The 16,527-nt window shown below is 68.6% G+C and carries 17 protein-coding genes; 9 read left to right on the forward strand and 8 right to left on the reverse strand.

What is annotated here, in order from left to right:
* The coding region (locus LWH48_RS17065; RefSeq protein ID WP_232913510.1) for a prenyltransferase at positions 1-587 on the forward strand (587 nt) is incomplete at its 5' end.
* A gap of 78 nt (positions 588-665) precedes the next feature.
* Positions 666-1,889 carry a cation:proton antiporter gene (locus LWH48_RS17070; protein WP_232913511.1) on the forward strand — a complete coding sequence of 408 codons (1,224 nt, stop codon included), beginning with the start codon at positions 666-668 and terminating at the stop codon, positions 1,887-1,889.
* Positions 1,890-1,961: 72 nt separating this feature from the next.
* Here the strand turns inward: LWH48_RS17070 and LWH48_RS17075 are convergent, their stop codons facing one another.
* From LWH48_RS17075 to LWH48_RS17095, 5 genes are all read right to left on the reverse strand, one after another.
* Positions 1,962-2,732, reverse strand: coding sequence for a transporter substrate-binding domain-containing protein (locus tag LWH48_RS17075; RefSeq protein ID WP_232913512.1), 771 nt, complete (start codon positions 2,730-2,732; stop codon positions 1,962-1,964).
* A 136-nt stretch (positions 2,733-2,868) separates the two neighbouring features.
* Complete coding sequence (locus LWH48_RS17080) at positions 2,869-3,600, reverse strand: ABC transporter permease (protein WP_161430765.1); 732 nt, start codon at positions 3,598-3,600, stop codon at positions 2,869-2,871.
* Complete coding sequence (locus tag LWH48_RS17085) at positions 3,600-4,304, reverse strand: ABC transporter permease (RefSeq protein WP_161430768.1); 705 nt, start codon at positions 4,302-4,304, stop codon at positions 3,600-3,602. The genes LWH48_RS17080 and LWH48_RS17085 overlap by 1 nt, the downstream gene beginning before the upstream one ends.
* 22 nt (positions 4,305-4,326) lie before the next feature.
* Positions 4,327-5,097, reverse strand: coding sequence for an ABC transporter ATP-binding protein (locus tag LWH48_RS17090; RefSeq protein ID WP_232913513.1), 771 nt, complete (start codon positions 5,095-5,097; stop codon positions 4,327-4,329).
* Between the two features lie 165 nt (positions 5,098-5,262).
* The gene (locus LWH48_RS17095; RefSeq protein WP_442908326.1) at positions 5,263-6,288 is read right to left on the reverse strand and encodes a succinylglutamate desuccinylase; all 1,026 of its coding nucleotides are present in this window, start codon (positions 6,286-6,288) and stop codon (positions 5,263-5,265) included.
* 204 nt (positions 6,289-6,492) lie between these two features.
* On the opposite strand from LWH48_RS17095, the gene LWH48_RS17100 reads away from it, so the two are divergent.
* The 3 genes from LWH48_RS17100 (at position 6,493) to LWH48_RS17110 (ending at position 9,733) form a co-directional block, all read left to right on the forward strand.
* Positions 6,493-7,365, forward strand: coding sequence for a class I SAM-dependent methyltransferase (locus tag LWH48_RS17100; RefSeq protein ID WP_232913514.1), 873 nt, complete (start codon positions 6,493-6,495; stop codon positions 7,363-7,365).
* A gap of 144 nt (positions 7,366-7,509) precedes the next feature.
* A complete protein-coding gene (locus LWH48_RS17105; protein ID WP_232913515.1) occupies positions 7,510-9,099 on the forward strand; it encodes a tetrathionate reductase family octaheme c-type cytochrome in 1,590 nt (529 codons plus the stop codon).
* A gap of 1 nt (position 9,100) precedes the next feature.
* A complete protein-coding gene (locus LWH48_RS17110) occupies positions 9,101-9,733 on the forward strand; it encodes a cytochrome b/b6 domain-containing protein (protein WP_232913516.1) in 633 nt (210 codons plus the stop codon).
* A gap of 83 nt (positions 9,734-9,816) precedes the next feature.
* Here the strand turns inward: LWH48_RS17110 and LWH48_RS17115 are convergent, their stop codons facing one another.
* Complete coding sequence (locus LWH48_RS17115) at positions 9,817-10,890, reverse strand: tartrate dehydrogenase (RefSeq protein ID WP_232913517.1); 1,074 nt, start codon at positions 10,888-10,890, stop codon at positions 9,817-9,819.
* 108 nt (positions 10,891-10,998) lie between these two features.
* Between LWH48_RS17115 and LWH48_RS17120 the strand changes: the two genes are divergently transcribed.
* The 3 genes from LWH48_RS17120 to LWH48_RS17130 all read left to right on the forward strand — a co-directional run bounded on the left by LWH48_RS17120 (position 10,999) and on the right by LWH48_RS17130 (position 13,970).
* A complete protein-coding gene (locus LWH48_RS17120) occupies positions 10,999-11,904 on the forward strand; it encodes a LysR family transcriptional regulator (RefSeq protein ID WP_232913518.1) in 906 nt (301 codons plus the stop codon).
* Positions 11,905-12,219: 315 nt separating this feature from the next.
* Positions 12,220-12,444 (forward strand): glycine zipper 2TM domain-containing protein, encoded by a 225-nt coding sequence (locus tag LWH48_RS17125; RefSeq protein ID WP_161430782.1) that lies wholly within the window; start codon positions 12,220-12,222, stop codon positions 12,442-12,444.
* 221 nt (positions 12,445-12,665) lie between these two features.
* Positions 12,666-13,970 carry a glycosyltransferase gene (locus LWH48_RS17130; protein ID WP_232913519.1) on the forward strand — a complete coding sequence of 435 codons (1,305 nt, stop codon included), beginning with the start codon at positions 12,666-12,668 and terminating at the stop codon, positions 13,968-13,970.
* Here LWH48_RS17130 and LWH48_RS17135 read toward each other — a convergent pair whose 3' ends face one another.
* Both LWH48_RS17135 and LWH48_RS17140 read right to left on the reverse strand, forming a co-directional pair.
* A complete protein-coding gene (locus tag LWH48_RS17135) occupies positions 13,971-14,648 on the reverse strand; it encodes a TVP38/TMEM64 family protein (RefSeq protein WP_161430784.1) in 678 nt (225 codons plus the stop codon). It abuts the gene before it with no gap.
* A 96-nt stretch (positions 14,649-14,744) separates the two neighbouring features.
* On the reverse strand, positions 14,745-15,920 hold the full coding sequence (locus tag LWH48_RS17140; RefSeq protein ID WP_232913520.1) for a TauD/TfdA family dioxygenase: 1,176 nt from the start codon (positions 15,918-15,920) through the stop codon (positions 14,745-14,747).
* A 116-nt stretch (positions 15,921-16,036) separates the two neighbouring features.
* Between LWH48_RS17140 and LWH48_RS17145 the strand changes: the two genes are divergently transcribed.
* A partial coding sequence (locus tag LWH48_RS17145; RefSeq protein ID WP_232913521.1) for a LysR family transcriptional regulator occupies positions 16,037-16,527 on the forward strand: 491 nt, incomplete at its 3' end.

The raw sequence follows: 16,527 nt of genomic DNA on the forward strand, positions 1-16,527 counted from the left end.
TGGCTGGGGTGGTGGCCATCGGCGGCTACTTCCTGTGGGTACGGGGCTGGCCGATGCTCGCCGTGGGATTGCCGGGGCTTGCCCTGATCGTCGCCTATACGCGCTGGATCACCCGTTCCCCATGGCTCTGCCTGCTGGCGCCGGGGCTGGGCTTCGGCCCCCTGGTGATCCTGGGCAGCCTGGTCGCGCTGGGCGGCTGGCCCGATGCGACGGCACTCATCGTGGCGGCAGTGGCAGGGCTGCTGGTCAGCGAGCTGCTGCTGCTCAACCAGTTTCCCGACTGTGAGGCGGATCGACGTGTCGGCCGGCGTCACCTGCCGATTCTGCTGGGGCGGCGACGTGCCGCCCGACTCGTGGCGGTATTGCTGCTGGGCAGCCAGGCGCTGGTCGGCCTGGGTGTGCTGCTCGGCGGGCTTCCCGTGGCAGCCGGGCTGACCTGGCTGGTGCTACCCGGGGCGCTCTGGGTAGCCTGGCGCCTGCCCGCAGTGCTGGAGCAGCGCGCCCGGCTCGAGGCGCTGATGGGTCTCAACGTGGTGGTGCTGCTGGCCACGCTGGCGCTGCTGGCGGCCGGGTTCTGGCTCGGCTGAGCCATGCCCTCGGTGGCGTCCGCTGAGTCCCGGAGGATCGCCTCCACGCTTTTTCCTGACTGCCAAGGGGCCCTCCCCATGAGCGATATGCTCTCTGCTCTGCCGTTGCACCTCAGCCCCGCCGCCACCGCCCTGGTGTTCCTGGGGTTGATTCTCTCCTCGAGCATCCTGGCCGATGCGGTGGCCAGTCGAACCCGGCTGCCGCGGATCTCGCTGCTGGTACTGGTCGGCCTGGGAGTGGCGGTGGTCCAGCAGCTGGTGCTGGGCCAGGCCGAAGCAGCGCCGCTGGATGGCCTGGGGGAGCCGCTGATCCAGCTGGCGCTGGTGATGGTGGCCTTCCTGCTGGGTGGCGAACTCACTGTCGAGCGACTGCGCAGCACTGGCCCGTTGATCCTGATTCTGTCGCTGTCGGTGATTGGCGTCGGGGCACTGCTGGTGGGGGGCGGTCTGGCGGCGTTGGGTTTCCCGCTGGCGGTGGCGGTGACGCTTGCTGCCATCTCGGTGGCCACCGACCCGGCGGCGGTCAGCGAGACGGTGCACGAGAGCGGCGACACCCGGCTGAGGGCGCGCCTGCTGCTGGGGATCGTCGCCATCGACGATGGCTGGGGCATCCTCGCCTTCGGTCTGGCCATGGCGTTGCTCGGCTGGTGGCTCTCCGGGGATGGGCATACCGCCCTGGCCATGGCCGGCTGGGAGCTGGGCGGGGCGCTGCTGCTGGGCATGGCGATCGGGCTGCCGGCGGCCTGGCTCACCGGTCGGCTGCGACCCGGAGAGCCGACCCAGGTGGAGGCGCTGGCGCTGATCCTGTTGCTGGCCGGTTTCTCCAGCTGGCTCGAGGTCTCGGCGCTGCTGGCCGCCATGGTGGCCGGGGCGCTGGTCGCCAACCTGTCGCGCCACCACACCCGCTCGTTCAACGAGGTCGAGCATATCGAGTGGCCCTTCCTGGTGTTCTTCTTCGTGCTTTCGGGCGCCAGCGTCGACCTGCGCCATATGGATGACGCCCTGTGGTTGACCCTGGCCTATATCGTGCTGCGCCTGGCGGGACGTTACCTGGGGGGCCTGCTGGGCGTGCGCCTGGCGCGCGTGCGACAGGCAGAGCTGCCGGGCAATATCGGCCTGGCGTTGACGCCCCAGGCGGGGGTGGCGATGGGCATGGCGCTGCTGGCCGCCGAGCGCTTCCCCGAGTACGGTCCGCTGCTGCTCTCCGCGGTGGTGGGCTCGACCCTGGTGTTCGAGATGCTGGGTCCGCTGCTGGTGCGGCGGGTGCTGGCTGAGCCGACAGGAGTCAAGGGGGATACCTGACGCAGCAGGCCGGCTCATGGAGCCGGCCTGCCGGGGACATCATGCAGGGCCGGACTGCACCGGCCCTTGGGGTTACTCTTCGCCGAAGTACCGGGCGTGGATCTCGTCGTAGGTACCGTTGGCCTTGAGTTCGGCCAGGGCCTCGTTGAAGGTCTCGGCCAGCGCTTCGTCGCGCTTGCGGAAGGCGATGCCGAAGCCTTCGCCGAAGTACTCCTTGGGCTCGGTGATCATGTTGCCGACCACCTTGTAGTCGCCGGCGTCGCTGTCGAGCAGGGTGGACTTGCCGATCGGGAAGTCGAGGAAGACCGCGTCGAGGCGCCCCGAATCCATGTCCAGCACCATATCGTCGGCGGTGGCATAGCGATTGACGTCGGCCACGTCGCCATACATGTCGGTGACATAGTTGTCCTGCAGGGTGCCGCGCTGCACGCCGACGGTCAGGCCCTCGAGGCTCTCCTCGGAGGGGGTGCCGATCTCGGTGTCGCCGGGAGCGAACCAGGCCGACGGCGGGGTGATGTAGGGCTCGGAGAACAGCACCTGTTCACGGCGCTGCTCGTTGATGGTCATCGAGGACATGATGGCGTCGTACTTGCGTGCCATCAGGCCGGGAATGATGCCATCCCAGCCTTGCACGACCCACTCGCAGTCGATGCCGATCTCGGCACACAGGGCGTTGCCCAGGTCGATGTCGAAGCCGGTGAGCTCGCCGTCCGGTGTACGGTACTCCATGGGCTCGTAGGGTACGTCGACGCCGATACGGATGTCGCGCACTTCGGCATTGGCCGTGCCGGCCACCAGGGCGGCACCGATGGCGCCGAGGCCTAGAATCTTGCGTAGTTGCATGGGGTAGTTTCCCGTGTTGTTGGTGGAATCACCTTGTGGTGATGACAGGCCAACCATAGCGGATCACCGAGTGGGCCGGAAGGGGGGAACCGGCGTGGAAGTAAACGCCAGTTCCCAACGCTCGTTTGACGCTCGCTCAGCCCCCCGCCGGCTTGAGGTGGGCGAGCAGGCGACGCTCCAGCCAGCGGAAGAAGTAGAGGATGGCGAAGGTCAGGCAGAGGTAGATGGCCGCCACGAACAGGAAGGCGTCGAAGGGCGCGTAGAAGCGTGCATAGACGAAACGTGCCGCTCCGGTGAGGTCCATGATGGTGACCACGCTTGCTATGGCGCTGGCGTGGAGCATGAAGATCACCTCGTTGCCGTAGGCGGGCAGGGCGCGACGGAAGGCGCTGGGCAGCACGATCCGGCGCAGCATGAGGCGATCGGACATGCCGTAGGCGCGCGCCGCCTCGATCTCGCCGCGGGCCGTGGCCTTGATGGCGCCGCGGAAGATCTCGGTGGTGTAGGCCGCGGTGTTGAGGGTGAAGGCGATCAGCGCCGGTACGAAGGGCTTCTCGAGGATCACCCACAGCCAGGTGTCCTGGATGCCCTCGACGAACACCACCCCGTAGTAGATCAGGTAGAGCTGCACCAGCAGTGGCGTGCCGCGGAACACGTAGCAGTAGAGGAAGATCGGCAGGCTGATCCAGCGATGCCGTGAGCCGCGGCCGATGGCCAGCGGCACCGCCGCCACCAGGCCGATCACCAGCGACAGGAACACCAGCTGCACGGTGGTCACCAGCCCCTCGCCGTAGTAGCCGAGGGTCTGCAGGGTGAAGATGCTGTTGTCGGCGAGCAGGGCCTCGAGCCGGCTTGTCAGGGCTTCCATCACTTGACCTCCCCGAAGCCGACGTCATAGCGCTTCTGCAGGCGGGCGAAGGCCCACTCGGAGACGCTGGCGATCAGCAGGTAGACCGCCGCGACGATGATCATGAAGGTGAAGGGTTCGCGAGTCGCCTTGGAGGCCTCGGCGGCCACCCGCACCATGTCGGAGAGGCCGATCACCGAGACCAGGGCGGTGGTCTTGAGCAGCACCATCCAGTTGTTGGAGAGCCCGGGGATGGCGTGGCGCATCATCTGCGGGAAGCGGATGCGTCGGAACACCAGCCAGGGGCCCATGCCGTAGGCGCGGCCGGCTTCGATCTGCCCGCTGTCCACGGCCAGGAAGGCGCCGCGGAAGGTCTCGCCCATGTAGGCGCCGAAGATCAGGCCGATGGTGATCACCCCGGCCACGAACTCGTTGACGTTGATGAAGATATCCCAGCCGAAGCGCGCGTAGAGCTGGTCGGTGATCGCGTTGATGCCGATCTGGCCACCGAAGAACAGCAGCATCATCAGCACCAGATCGGGCACGCCGCGGATGATGGTGGTGTAGAGGGTGCCGATGGCGTGGGCCGTCCGGCTGCGTGACATCTTGGCGCTGGCGGTGATCAGGCCCAGCAGGATGGCCAGCACCAGCGACAGCACCGCCAGTTCGACGGTGATCAGCGCGCCTTCGGCGAGACGCGGGCCGTAGCCGTGAAGATCGATCATGGGACTCTCCTCGTGGGCCGGCTCAATGCTTGGGGGCCAGGAACTGCTTGAGGCGCTCGGAACGCGGGTTGTCGAACACCGCCTCGGGCGGGCCGGACTCCTCGATCACGCCCTGATGCAGGTAGATCACCTGGCTGGAGACATCGCGGGCAAAGGCCATCTCGTGGGTCACCAGGATCATGGTGCGCCCCTCGTCGGCCAGGTCGCGCATGACCTTCAGCACGTCACCGACCAGCTCGGGGTCCAGCGCGGAGGTGGGCTCGTCGAAGAGCATCACTTCGGGATCCATGGCCAGTGCCCGGGCGATGGCGCCGCGCTGCTGCTGGCCGCCGGACATCTGGGCCGGATAGGCGTCGGCGCGTTCGGTCAGGCCGACCCGCTCGAGCAGCGCCCGGGCGTGCTCGATGGCCTCCTTCTTCGGCTTGCCGAGCACATGCACTGGTGCCTCGATGATGTTTTCCAGCAGGGTCATGTGCGCCCAGAGGTTGAAGTTCTGGAAGACCATGGAGAGTCGGGCACGCATGCGTACCACCTGTTTCCAGTCGGCCGGTTCACGGCCATGCTTCGTCGGCTTGAAGCGGATCGTCTCGCCATGGACGATCAGGTCGCCCTCGTCGGGCTGCTCGAGCAGGTTCATGCAGCGCAGGAAGGTGCTCTTGCCGGAGCCAGAGGCCCCGATCAGGGTGATCACGTCACCCTTGTGGGCCTCGAGCGACAGCCCCTTGAGGACTTCGGTATCGCCGAAGCGCTTGGTGATGTTGCGCACTTCCAGCGGAATCGGGGTTTCGGCCATGGGTCGGGCTCCGGGTCAGGCGTGTCGCACGGTGTGTCGGCAGGGGGGTGTCGGCCGGCCGTGACACGGGTCGGCTACGGATCGGCAAGGGGGCAAGATTCTACCTCCAGTTTATCGTTGTTATAAGACTTTCCGGCCATCCGATGGCCCGGCAAGGCCGGTCGGTCAATCGGGCGGCGGGACCGACCTGGCCAGCAGCGCCGCCCGTGCGCCGAGCTCCACCGCGGCATTGGGGAAGACCACCGACAGCGGCGTATCGCCGACGCGGGTCTCGCCCCGCTCGCCATCCTCGGCGAGCAGGGTGCCGGGGGCAAACTCGGTGAAGTTGAGGGTGTCGTCGGCGAAGGCCAGGCGGAAGGCCTCGCTGTGGCGTATCAGTTCGTGTTCGACGCGGAAGAACCGCATGCGGTCAGGCGCTTCTCGCGGTGGGGCTTGGCCCGTCAGCAGCGCCGCCAGCAGGCTTGCCATGGGCGCCAGAGGGGCCAGGTCGTTGTGGCCGAAGGGCAGGGCGTGGCCCAGTTCCATGGTGAAGGCCTGGGCGCCATGGTAGTGCTTGCTGTAATGGGAGAAGGTCCAGCTGTGGCAGTGCTGATGCAGTACCGCCTGGATACCCGCTCCGGCCAGCCAGTGCCACTGCTCGGCGGTGGTGCGCACGCTGTCGCTGAACGGTTCCACCGCGAAGCGCGGGTAGCGGCTGCCGCGGATGGCGGTATGCAGGTCGTAATGCAGGGGCGAGCGGTCGGCATGACGGGCGAAGAAGGCATCGACTGCGGCCATCAGCTCCCGCGCCCGCTCCGGCTCCATGCCTGTCCTGTCCAGATCACGCCGAAACAGCCGGTTGAGGTTGGTTTCGATGAAGCGGGTGCCTTGCCGGGTCGCTTGCGGACTACCGAGGAGCACCAGCACGGGTGCACCAAGCCTCAGCTCACCTGCCGCCAGGAGCTTGAGCAGGGCGTCCAGCAGCTCCATGGGCGCCGTCTCGTTGCCATGGATGCCGACCGAGAAGATGCAGGCATGGGCGTCGGTGGCAGGACTTTCTGGCATGAGCTCAAGCAATCCCTCACCCCGTGGCACGGCGCTTCCCCCGGGTAGCGTGAAGGGCGGGATGGGCTCGCCATCCAGGCAGCGCCGGAGCCAGCTCGCCAGTGGCTCGTGAGTTGCCTGCGGAGCAGGGGGGCGCGATGGGCTCATGGGCAGGATCCTGGGCAGCGGGGATACGCTTACCTTCCTCCAGCCGGTACTGCCGGGCAAGGGGGGCGTCGATGGCGTGAAAGTGATGGTGCGAGGGTGAAAGTCGCCGCCCGCGGGACCTTTGGCCTATGGGGAGGAGGCGCTGCATGGGGCTATGCTGGGCGCCGCTCACCCGTACGCCACCCACGCCCCAAGGAGCCCGCCATGCCCGCTGCCCACACTTCGTTACACTCCTCCCTGACGGACCACTATGACGCCCCGGCCCACGCCGGTTCCGCGCCGTTGCTGGTACGCCTGGAGTCGGCCTTTCGCGCCGCGGGGTGCGACCCGGCGCGCCTGAGCCTCGACGAGGTCGCCGGTATCGACCAGCTGCACCTGGGCGGGCGCCGGGCCAGCCGTCACCTGGCGGCGCTGGGTAGGCTCGCCTCCGGGGAGCGAGTGCTGGACGTGGGCTGCGGTACCGGCGGGGCCAGCCGCCTGCTGGCCGACGAGTTCGGCTGCGAGGTGGTGGGCGTCGACATCACCGCGGCCTTCGTCGAGGTGGCCGAGTGGCTCAGCGCGATGACCGGGCTCCACCGGGAGACCCGCTTCCTGTGCGCGGATGCGGCGCGCATGCCGCTGCCCGATGGCGGCTTCGACGCGGTGTGGTGCCAGCACGCACTGATGAACATGCCCGACGTGTCGACAGTGCTTGGGGAGTGGCGCCGCCTGCTGGTGCCCGGCGGGCGGGTGCTGCTCCACGAGGTGGTGGCCGGCGACAACCCCGGGCCGCTGGCGCTGCCGGTACCCTGGGCCAGCCGTCCGGCGGAGAGCCACCTGCAGGCACGGGCGGAGCTGGAGGCGCGCCTGGCCGAGGCGGGTTTCGTGCTCGAGGCGCTGGAGGATGTGACCGAGGGGGCATTGGCCTGGCGCCAGAAGCACAGCCGGCGAGAGGCGAGCGAGCCGCCTGTGGGCCCCGGGCTGCCCGGTCCGGGGCTGATCTTCGGCGAACGCTTCGTCGAGATGGGACGCAACCTGCGCGACAACCTGGCGGCGGGCAAGGTACGCATCCTGGCGGGCTGCTGGCGCCGGGCGTAGCGGGAATTTCGCTCGAGCGACAGGCGACATCTTGTCGCTCGCCGGGGTGGCTGGATATTGATCCTCGTCAAGGCGGTTCGGCCGGACGCTGCCAAGCTGAATCCAGGCATGCCGTCTGGTGGCCGCCGAAGGGAGGAGTGCGCAATGCGGGGACAGAGTTCACGATTGGGGCTGCGCTGCCTGGTGGGGCTGGTGCTGCTGTGGGCGCTGCCGGCACTGGCCAGCACCGCAGACCACAGCCAGTTCGAGGAGCTCGAGGGGCCCTTCGCCAGCGGAGAGGAGGTCACCGAGGCCTGCCTGGGCTGCCATACCGAGGCGGCCGAGGAGGTGATGGCGACCCGTCACTGGACCTGGGAGTATCACAATCCCCTGGACGGTGAGGTGCTGGGCAAGAAGAGCATGCTCAACGGCTTCTGCATCGCCGACCGTTCCAACGAGGCCTTCTGCCAATCGTGCCATATCGGCTATGGCTGGGAGGACGAGACCTTCGACTTCTCCAACCCCTTCAAGGTGGATTGCCTCTCCTGCCACAACACCGGGGACTACAAGAAGGTGGCGGGGCTTGCCGGGCATCCCGCCTACGAGCGCACCGAGTATCCACCGGGTTCAGGCAAGTTCCATGGACCCACCGACCTGGTGGAGGTGGCCCGGAATGTCGGCCCGACTTCCCGCGAGACCTGCGGCAGCTGCCACTTCTATGGCGGCGGCGGGGATGGCGTGAAGCATGGCGACCTCGACTCCTCGCTGGTCGATGCCCACCGCGATCTCGACGTGCATATGGCGGTGGATGGCGGCGACTTCCGCTGCAGCACCTGCCACCAGACCGAGAGCCATGCGGTGCCGGGCAGCCGCATCCAGGTCTCGGCGGTGGATGACAATCGGGCGATCCGGCGCGGCGAGCAGACCGACCGCAACCCGGCCACCTGTCAGGCCTGTCATGGCAATGCGCCCCACGAGGAGGGCCCCATAGCCACGCGGCTCAACGAGCATACCCGCGCGCTGGCCTGTCAGACCTGCCACATTCCCACCTTCGCCCGCGGCGGGGTGCCCACCAAGATGGGCTGGGACTGGTCCACCGGCGGCCAGCTGGACGAGGACGGCAAGCCGTTCCAGCGCAAGGATGACGACGGTCACGTGATCTACGACAGCAAGAAGGGCGACTTCACCCTGGGCGAGAACGTGGTGCCCGAGTATGTCTGGTTCAACGGCGACGTCACCTTTACCACCACCGAGACCGAGATCGACCCCGGCAACGCCCCGGTGCCTATCAATACCTACCACGGCACACCGGGTGGCGAGGACTCGCGTATCTGGCCGGTGAAGCTGTTCCACGGCAAGCAGCCCTACGACACCGTGCACAACACCCTGCTGGTGCCCCATGTGGCGATACCCGACGACTCCGCCTTCTGGTTCAACTTCGATTGGGCCAAGGCGCTGGAAGCGGGCACCGAGGCCGCCGGCCAGCCCTTCAGCGGCGAGTTCGATTTCGTCGAGACCACCATGCTGTGGCCCATCACCCATATGGTGGCACCCGGTGAGCAGGCCCTGAAGTGCGGCAGCTGCCACGCCGATGAGGGGCGCCTGGCGGACGTGGAGGGTGTCTGGCTGCCAGGGCGCGATCGTCATCAACTGCTCGACCGCTTCGGCTTCGGCCTGGCCGGACTGATGCTGCTGGGTGTGCTCGGCCACGGGGCCCTGCGCATCGCGACCCGCAACCGCCGCAAGGAGCACTGACATGAGCCAGCGAGTCTACCTCTTCACCCGCTTCGAGCGCTTCTGGCACTGGGGCCAGGCGGTGCTGGTGCTGGTGCTGCTGTTCAGCGGCTTCGCCATTCGCGGCTACCACGACCTGCTCCACTTCGGCCCGGCGGTAAGGCTTCACGAGACGGCGGCCTGGCTGCTGATCGGGCTGTGGGTGTTCGCCATCTTCTGGCACTTCACCACCGGCCAGTGGCGCCAGTACATCCCCACCCTGGAGCGAATCGGTGCCATGGTGCGCTTCTATGCCTACGGCATCTTCCTCGGCGAGCCACATCCCTACCGGCAGACCCCGCAGCGCAAGCACAACCCGCTACAGCGCCTGGCCTACCTGGGGGTGAAGCTGGTGATCAATCCGCTGGTGTGGGTCACCGGGCTGGCCTACCTGTTCTGGGAGCCGCTGCGCGAGCTGGCTCCGGCCTGGCTGGGGCTGGAGCAGGTAGCCGGGCTGCATGTGCTCGGCGCCTTCCTGATGCTGGCCTTCGTGATCATCCACGTCTACCTGACCACCACCGGCCATACGCCGCTTTCGCATATCAAGGCGATGATCACCGGCTGGGAGACGCTGCACGACGATGAGGTAATAGAACCACGGCCCCGCAAGGGCTGAGGCATCGGCAAGGAAAGACCGGAGGAGAGCAGCGACGGCCACCGCAGAAGCGGTGGCCGTCGTACATGGAGGGGGAGGTGGCGTCAGCCCTTGATGCGCTCGGCGATGGCCCGTCCCATGCCCTCGGTGGTGCCGGTGCCGCCCACGTCGGGGGTGAGCACGTTCCTGTCACCCTCGGCGAGCACCGCCTCGAAGGCGGCGACGATGGCGTCGGCCGCCTCCTGGTGGCCCAGGTGCTCGAGCATCATCGCCGCCGACCAGATCTGACCGATGGGGTTGGCGATCCCCTTGCCCGCGATGTCCGGGGCGCTGCCGTGCACCGGCTCGAACAGGCTGGGGAAGGTGCCTTCCGGGTTGATGTTGGCCGAGGGCGCCACGCCGATGGTGCCGGTGCAGGCCGGGCCCAGGTCGGAGAGGATGTCGCCGAACAGGTTGCTGGCCACCACCACGTCGAACCAGTCCGGATGCATCACGAAGTTGGCGGTGAGGATGTCGATATGGAACTGGTCCACCGACACCTCCGGGTAGTTCGCCCCCATTGCCTTCACGCGCTCGTCCCACCAGGGCATGGTGATGGCGATGCCGTTGGACTTGGTGGCCGAGGTGAGCTTCTTCCTCGGGCGCGACCGGGCCAGCTCATAGGCGAACCTCAGCACCCGGTCGGTGCCGTGGCGGGTCATCACCGTCTCCTGGATCACCACCTCCCGATCGGTGCCCTCGAACATCTTGCCGCCGACGCTGGAGTACTCGCCCTCGGTGTTCTCGCGCACCACGTAGAAGTCGATGTCGCCGGGCTGCCTGTCCGCCAGCGGGCTCTTCACGCCCGGCAGCAGCCGGCAGGGGCGCAGGTTGACGTATTGGTCGAAGCGGCGGCGGAACTGCAGCAGCGAGCCCCACAGCGAGATGTGGTCGGGCACGGTCTCCGGCCAGCCCACGGCGCCGTAGAAGAGGGCGTCGAAGTCCTTGAGCTGGTCGAACCAGTCGTCGGGCAGCATCTGGCCGTGCTCGGCGTAGTAGTCGCAGCTGGCGAAGTCGAAGTCGGTGAGCTCGATCTCGATGCCGAAGCGCTCGGCGGCGGCCTCCAGGGCGCGCACGCCCTCGGGCATCACCTCCTTGCCGATGCCGTCGCCGGGGATCACTGCGATGCGCTGTGCCATGTACCTTCTCCTCTTCTGTGTGCCGGGAATTCTCCTACTCTAGTGCCTGACAGGCGAGAGATAATCAGGCTAGGATGCAAGGCATTGTTGACCCTGAGTGGAGAATCCATGGCGCCGCTTGATGACCTCGCCTTCTTCCAGCGCCTGGCGCGGGCCGGCAGCCTGACGGCGACCGCCCGCGATCTGGGACTCTCCCTGTCGGCGGTCAGCAAGCGTCTCAAGCAGCTAGAATCGCGCCTGGGGGTCAGCCTGGCCAGTCGCACCACCCGTCGCCTGACCCTGACGGCGGAGGGGGAGCGCTACCTGGCCGGTGGCGGGGCGATCCTCGACGAGCTGGCCGAGCTGGAGGAGGGCCTCGGTGCCCAGCGTGCCGCGCTCTCGGGGCCGCTTAAGGTCAACGCCACCTTCGGCTTCGGGCGCCGCCACGTGGCACCGCTGCTCTCCCGCTTCTGCGCCAGCCACCCGGGCGTGGAGTGCACCCTCGAGCTCACCAACTTCCCCATGACGCCGGGCGAACAGGGCGTGGACATCAGCATCCGGGTGGGTGCCCTGCCCGATTCGCGGCTGGTCGCCCAGCGCATCCTCGACAACCGCCGGATCCTCTGCGCGGCGCCCGCCTATGTCGAGCGGATGCCGGGCCTGACGGAGCCGGCGGACCTGGCGAAGCATCCCTGCCTTGTGCTGCGCGAGAACGACAGCGACTTCGCGCTCTGGCGCTTCGAGCATCGCGGTGGCGAGCGCCCGGACCAGTCGGTCAAGGTCGCCGGGCCCCTGGCCAGCAACGACGGCGAGGTCATCGTCAACCTGGCGCTGGATGGCCACGGGGTCATCCTGCGTTCCCGCTGGGATGTCCAGTCGCACCTGGCGGACGGGCGCCTGGTGGCGCTGTTGCCCGAGTGGCAGGGCGTGCGCGCCGACTTCCATGCCGTCTATCGCCAGCGGCGTCATATCCCTGCACGGATTCGTGCTTTTGTGGACCTGCTTCGTCAGGAACTACCCGGGCGGGTGGGGTGATCTCTTTCGCAGAGGTCCCGCGTTAGACACAGCCCACCACCTTGCCAATAATGGAGTTCGATGAGGCTCGGCACTCGCTCGGAGTGTCGCGCTGGAGCAGGACGCAGGGGGCGGGTATCCGGGTAGTGCTCACAGTGGCGGGCTAGACACCCCAGGTCAGGCAGGTGACTACTGTCAGCATGCCCAGTTATAAGAAGGGAACTTCAGCCACAAGGCAAAGTCGCTAGAATGCAGATGGTAGTGCACAGGGCGTTGTATCACTTGGCTTTCAGCCACGATGTCGCAGCATGCGACGGGTACTTATGGAGGTGGATCATGAACAGGATGCAAAGATCGGCGCTTGGTGCATTGGCCCTGTCCCTTATGCTGGGCCTGGCGGCGTGCTCCGGGATGTCGACCCAGGACAGGAACACTGCCCTCGGTGCGGGCGTGGGTGCTGTCGGCGGCTCGGTCCTGACGGGAGGCAGCACGGCTGGTACCGTTGGCGGTGCCGTGGTTGGCGGCGTTATTGGCCACCAGGTCGATGACGACGATGACTGATCGGTAAGAGTGGCGCAGCCAATCACCCCAATGGCGGTATCGGCTGCGCCAGCGGCTACTCTCCACAAGGTCGAACCATGTCACCGTCGCTGTGCTGCCGCACTTCCGGGGCGGAGGACAGGTGATCCACCGTGACATCTGATACGGTCTGACGTATCCGAACCGCCGGGCGGGTGAAGAGTGTTCAAATTGTCTATCCCCGTGCAGCGGAGCCCCCAGTCGTGAACGTCCTCATGTTTACCAACACCTACCTGCCCATCGTCGGCGGGGTCAGCGAGTCGGTGCAGCGCCTGGCAATGAGCCTACGCGAGCTCGGCCACCGGGTGCTGGTGGTGGCGCCGCGCCTGGATGGCCAGCCTGAGGCGGAGCAGGACGTGGTGCGGGTGGTTGCCATGCAGCACTTCAACGGTAGCGACTTCTCGCTGCCGGTGCCGATTCCCGGCCAGCTCCACGAGGCGGTGGAGGCCTTCGACCCGGATATCGTGCACTCTCACCACCCCTTCCTGCTCGGCGACACCGCGGCGCGCACCGCCGAGACCTATGGCCTGCCGCTGGTGTTCACCCACCACACCCTCTACGAGCACTACACCCACTACGTGCCTGGCGACTCGCCGCGCATGCAGCGCTTCGCCGTGGCGCTTGCCACCGAGTACACCCGGCTGTGCGACGAGGTGGTCGCGCCCAGCGAGAGCATCCGCCGGCTGCTGATCGAGCGCGGGGCCAACGCGGCGATCAGCGTGGTGCCGAGCGGCGTGGACACGCGCCGCTTCGCGGCGGGCGACGGGCGAGCCTGGCGCGAGCGGCTGGGGATTCCCGAGGAGGCCTGCGTGGTCGGCCACCTGGGTCGGCTGGCCTTCGAGAAGAACCTCGACTTCCTGGCGCGCGCCATCGGCCTGGCGCTGGGACGCGACGAGCGCCTCCATTGCCTGGTGGTGGGGGATGGAGAGGCGCAAGCGGCCATGGAGGCGCGCTTCGAGGAGGCCGGCGTCGGTGCCAGGGTGCACTTCACCGGGCGGCTGCAGGGTCAGGCGCTGATCGATGCCTACCACGCCATGGACCTCTTCGCCTTCGCCTCCCACAGCGAGACCCAGGGCATGGTGGTGGCAGAGGCCATGGCCACCGGGCTGCCGGTGGTGGCCCTGGATGCCCCCGGGGTGCGCGAGGTGGTGCGGGACGGCGAGAACGGCCGCCTGCTGGAGGGCGACGATGCCGAGGCGATGGCCGAGGCCCTGACGGCGCTGGTCGAGCCCGCGGCGCGCTCGCCACTGGCAGAGGGGGCGCAGCGGACCGCGGCGGCCTTCGACGAGGCCCGCTGCGCCGAGCGCTGCCTCGACGTCTACCGGCGTGCCATCGCCGCCGGCGGCCCCTTCACCCATGCCGAAGAGGGGGGCTGGGAGCGGGTGAGACACCGCCTGGGGGCGGAGTGGCAGATGCTCCGCCACCGCGGACGGGTGCTGGGCAAGCTGGTCCACGCTACCTGGGAGGAGGAACGTCCGGACTGGTGGCCCGGCGGGCCGGCGAAGTGATCAGCGCCGCCGGCGACGGTCGGCCCAGCGCTTGAGCGCCACCAGCAGCAGCACCGCCAGCAGCAGGCCTCCGGCACCCCAGGCGAGCTCGCCGCGGCTCTCGGCGGTGGCCAGCTCCCCCAGCTGGCTGCCCAGCAGCGTGACCCCGGCGAGCCCGGGGGCGATCCCCAGCGCCGAGCCCACCAGATAGTCGCGCAGGCGCAGGCGAAAGGCGCCGGCCATCATGTTGGTGAGGGTGAAGGGGGCCAGCGGCAGCAGGTTGACGACGGTCATGGTGCGGATGCCGCGGCCGGAGAGGTAGCGCGAGAGCCCCCTGAGGCGCTTGCCACCATGGCGCAGCAGCGCCTCGCGGCCGATGCGCCGGCCCACCCACCAGGTGACCAGCGAGGCGCCCAGGGTGCCTGCCAGGGCGTAGCCGAAGCCCCACCAGGGGCCGAACAGCAGCCCGGTCGCGCCTACCAGCAGGCTCAGCGGGAACATCACCAGCGAAGCCCCGGCGTAGACCGCCATCACCACCAGGATCGTCCAGGGCGCGTCGCGCCAGCCGGGGGCCGAGGCGGCCAGCGCCCGCAGCGCCTCCAGGGTCAGCACTCCCTCCCGGGCCAGCCACTGCCAGCCCAGCGCCAGGCTGGCGAGCAGGGCGAGGGCGACCAGCGGCAGCAGCAGGGAGCGGGGCATGGCAGGCGTCTCGACGAATGGCGGGGGGACAGCATAAGGCCCCTGCCGGCCGAGTCCAATCGTCGGCGTCGCGCCGGTGCTGCGGCGATCGCCCGGTCAGCGGCGGCTGCGGGAGAGCACCCGCAGCCGCGACTCGAGCAGGTCGCGGTCCAGGTAGGTCCCCTGCAGGTGGCGGGCGCCGGTGTTGGGGTCGAAGGCGCGGCGGCCATGCAGCACCCGGCGGTTGTCGAAGGCGACCATCTCGCCCGGCGCCAGGCTGAAGTCGAGCTGGAAGCGCGGCGAGTGGAGCAGCTGCCAGAAGTGGCGATAGGCGCGGTACCAGGCCGTCATGCGCTCGGCGGGCAGGCGCAGGGTATCGCGTATCCAGTTGTTGAAGCGCAACTCCACCACGCGGCCCTCGGCGTCGCAGCCGATCACCGGCGCGCGCACGGCGATGTCGTGCGTCTCGTCCTGGAAGCGGAAGTCGATGGCCTCCTCGCTGAGTACCCGGAAGGCCTCGGGATCCGCCTCGCGCAGCGCCTCGGCGACCCGGATGCCGTCGGCGAACAGCGATTCGCCCCCCTCGGCCTCGTTCTCCAGGCAGTAGAGCAGCTGGATATCCGGCGGCTGGCGCCAGTTGGGCAGATCGATGTGCAGCGCCAGGCCGATGGCGGTGTAGGCGGCGTTGTTGGGGTTGGGCTTGGAGCGCACGTCGAAGCGGGCGCCGAAGTTGGTGGGGCGCTGGGGACCGATGCGCTCTGCCAGGCGGCTGACCTCCTCGTCGGCCAGCGGGCCCTGGTCGATCAGCGCCAGGCCGTCGCGCAGCAGCGCCTCGAGCCAGGTCGCCTCCCCCTCCGGTGTCAGGAAGTCGGCGTGGCGCACGCGCACCGGCGTGAAGCCCTCGCGCCAGGCACGACGAGCGGGGACGGGGCTCGTTGCCGGTGCCTCGGGGCGGCGCTGGTGCAGCCAGCCGGCGGCGAAGCGGCTCTCGTGGCTGTCCTCCCAGCACAGCCACAGGTGGCCTTCCTCGATGCGCGTCTCGGGCGGCGTGCTCACCTCGTCGAGCGGCACATGCAGGCGCTCGCGGGTCTGGGGGTGGCGGCACGCCGGACAGGGGCAGTGGTCGCGCAGCCAGAGCAGGGGCAGGCAGGTGCGCGCACCGTCTTCCCAGGCCAGCGCCACCGCCTCGGCGTCGGCGCGGGCCTCGGTGAGCAGCGGCCCGGCGGGGAAGGGCGCGAGCTCGGCCATGTCGGGGGTAGTAGCAGGGCGAGCGGTGTCGGCGACAAGGCTCATGGCGTCTCCTCGGGTCAGGGGATGGAGAGAGACGCTCAGGATGGGGCGTGGCGCGGGCAGTGACAAACGATTAATCTGGCACCTATGACCCAATCCAGCTTATGAGTGACTTGGCCATGACCCCCTTGCCGCCGCTGACCTGGCTGCAGGCCTTCGAGGCCGCCGCGCGCACCCTCAGCTTCACCTCCGCCGGTCGCGAGCTGGGGGTGACCCAGGCGGCCATCAGCCAGCGCATCCGCCTGCTGGAAGACCGCCTGGGCCACAAGCTCTTCGTGCGCCACCCGCGCAGCCTCACCCTGACCCCGGCCGGCCAGGCCTGGCTTCCCAGCATCCACGACGCCTTCTCGCGCCTGGCCGAGGGCACTGCCGAGGTGTTCGGCGGCGCGGCCGACCACAGCGTGACGCTGCGCACCACCCCCGTGATCCAGCAGGACTGGTTGGCGCCGCGCCTGGCGCGTCTGCGCGAGGCGCATCCCGAGGTGGCGCTGCGCCTGGTCAGCGCCATCTGGCCCGACGACTTCGGCCCCGAGGGGGCCGACATCGAGATCCGCTACGGTCACGGCGACTGGGCCGGGGTGGAAGCGCTGTCGCTGGGCGAGGAGTGGCT

Origin of the sequence: Halomonas sp. G15, assembly GCF_021282295.1 — a bacterium.
Lineage (GTDB): Bacteria > Pseudomonadota > Gammaproteobacteria > Pseudomonadales > Halomonadaceae > Halomonas > Halomonas alimentaria.

Bases quoted from the DNA above. Each gene is read 5' to 3' on its own strand.
- LWH48_RS17070 (WP_232913511.1), top strand. From the start codon at position 666: ATGAGCGATATGCTCTCTGCTCTGCCGTTGCACCTCAGCCCCGCCGCC.
- LWH48_RS17075 (WP_232913512.1), bottom strand. From the start codon at position 2,732: ATGCAACTACGCAAGATTCTAGGCCTCGGCGCCATCGGTGCCGCCCTG.
- LWH48_RS17080 (WP_161430765.1), bottom strand. From the start codon at position 3,600: ATGGAAGCCCTGACAAGCCGGCTCGAGGCCCTGCTCGCCGACAACAGC.
- LWH48_RS17085 (WP_161430768.1), bottom strand. From the start codon at position 4,304: ATGATCGATCTTCACGGCTACGGCCCGCGTCTCGCCGAAGGCGCGCTG.
- LWH48_RS17090 (WP_232913513.1), bottom strand. From the start codon at position 5,097: ATGGCCGAAACCCCGATTCCGCTGGAAGTGCGCAACATCACCAAGCGC.
- LWH48_RS17095 (WP_442908326.1), bottom strand. From the start codon at position 6,288: ATGAGCCCATCGCGCCCCCCTGCTCCGCAGGCAACTCACGAGCCACTG.
- LWH48_RS17100 (WP_232913514.1), top strand. From the start codon at position 6,493: ATGCCCGCTGCCCACACTTCGTTACACTCCTCCCTGACGGACCACTAT.
- LWH48_RS17105 (WP_232913515.1), top strand. From the start codon at position 7,510: ATGCGGGGACAGAGTTCACGATTGGGGCTGCGCTGCCTGGTGGGGCTG.
- LWH48_RS17110 (WP_232913516.1), top strand. From the start codon at position 9,101: ATGAGCCAGCGAGTCTACCTCTTCACCCGCTTCGAGCGCTTCTGGCAC.
- LWH48_RS17115 (WP_232913517.1), bottom strand. From the start codon at position 10,890: ATGGCACAGCGCATCGCAGTGATCCCCGGCGACGGCATCGGCAAGGAG.
- LWH48_RS17120 (WP_232913518.1), top strand. From the start codon at position 10,999: ATGGCGCCGCTTGATGACCTCGCCTTCTTCCAGCGCCTGGCGCGGGCC.
- LWH48_RS17125 (WP_161430782.1), top strand. From the start codon at position 12,220: ATGAACAGGATGCAAAGATCGGCGCTTGGTGCATTGGCCCTGTCCCTT.
- LWH48_RS17135 (WP_161430784.1), bottom strand. From the start codon at position 14,648: ATGCCCCGCTCCCTGCTGCTGCCGCTGGTCGCCCTCGCCCTGCTCGCC.
- LWH48_RS17140 (WP_232913520.1), bottom strand. From the start codon at position 15,920: ATGAGCCTTGTCGCCGACACCGCTCGCCCTGCTACTACCCCCGACATG.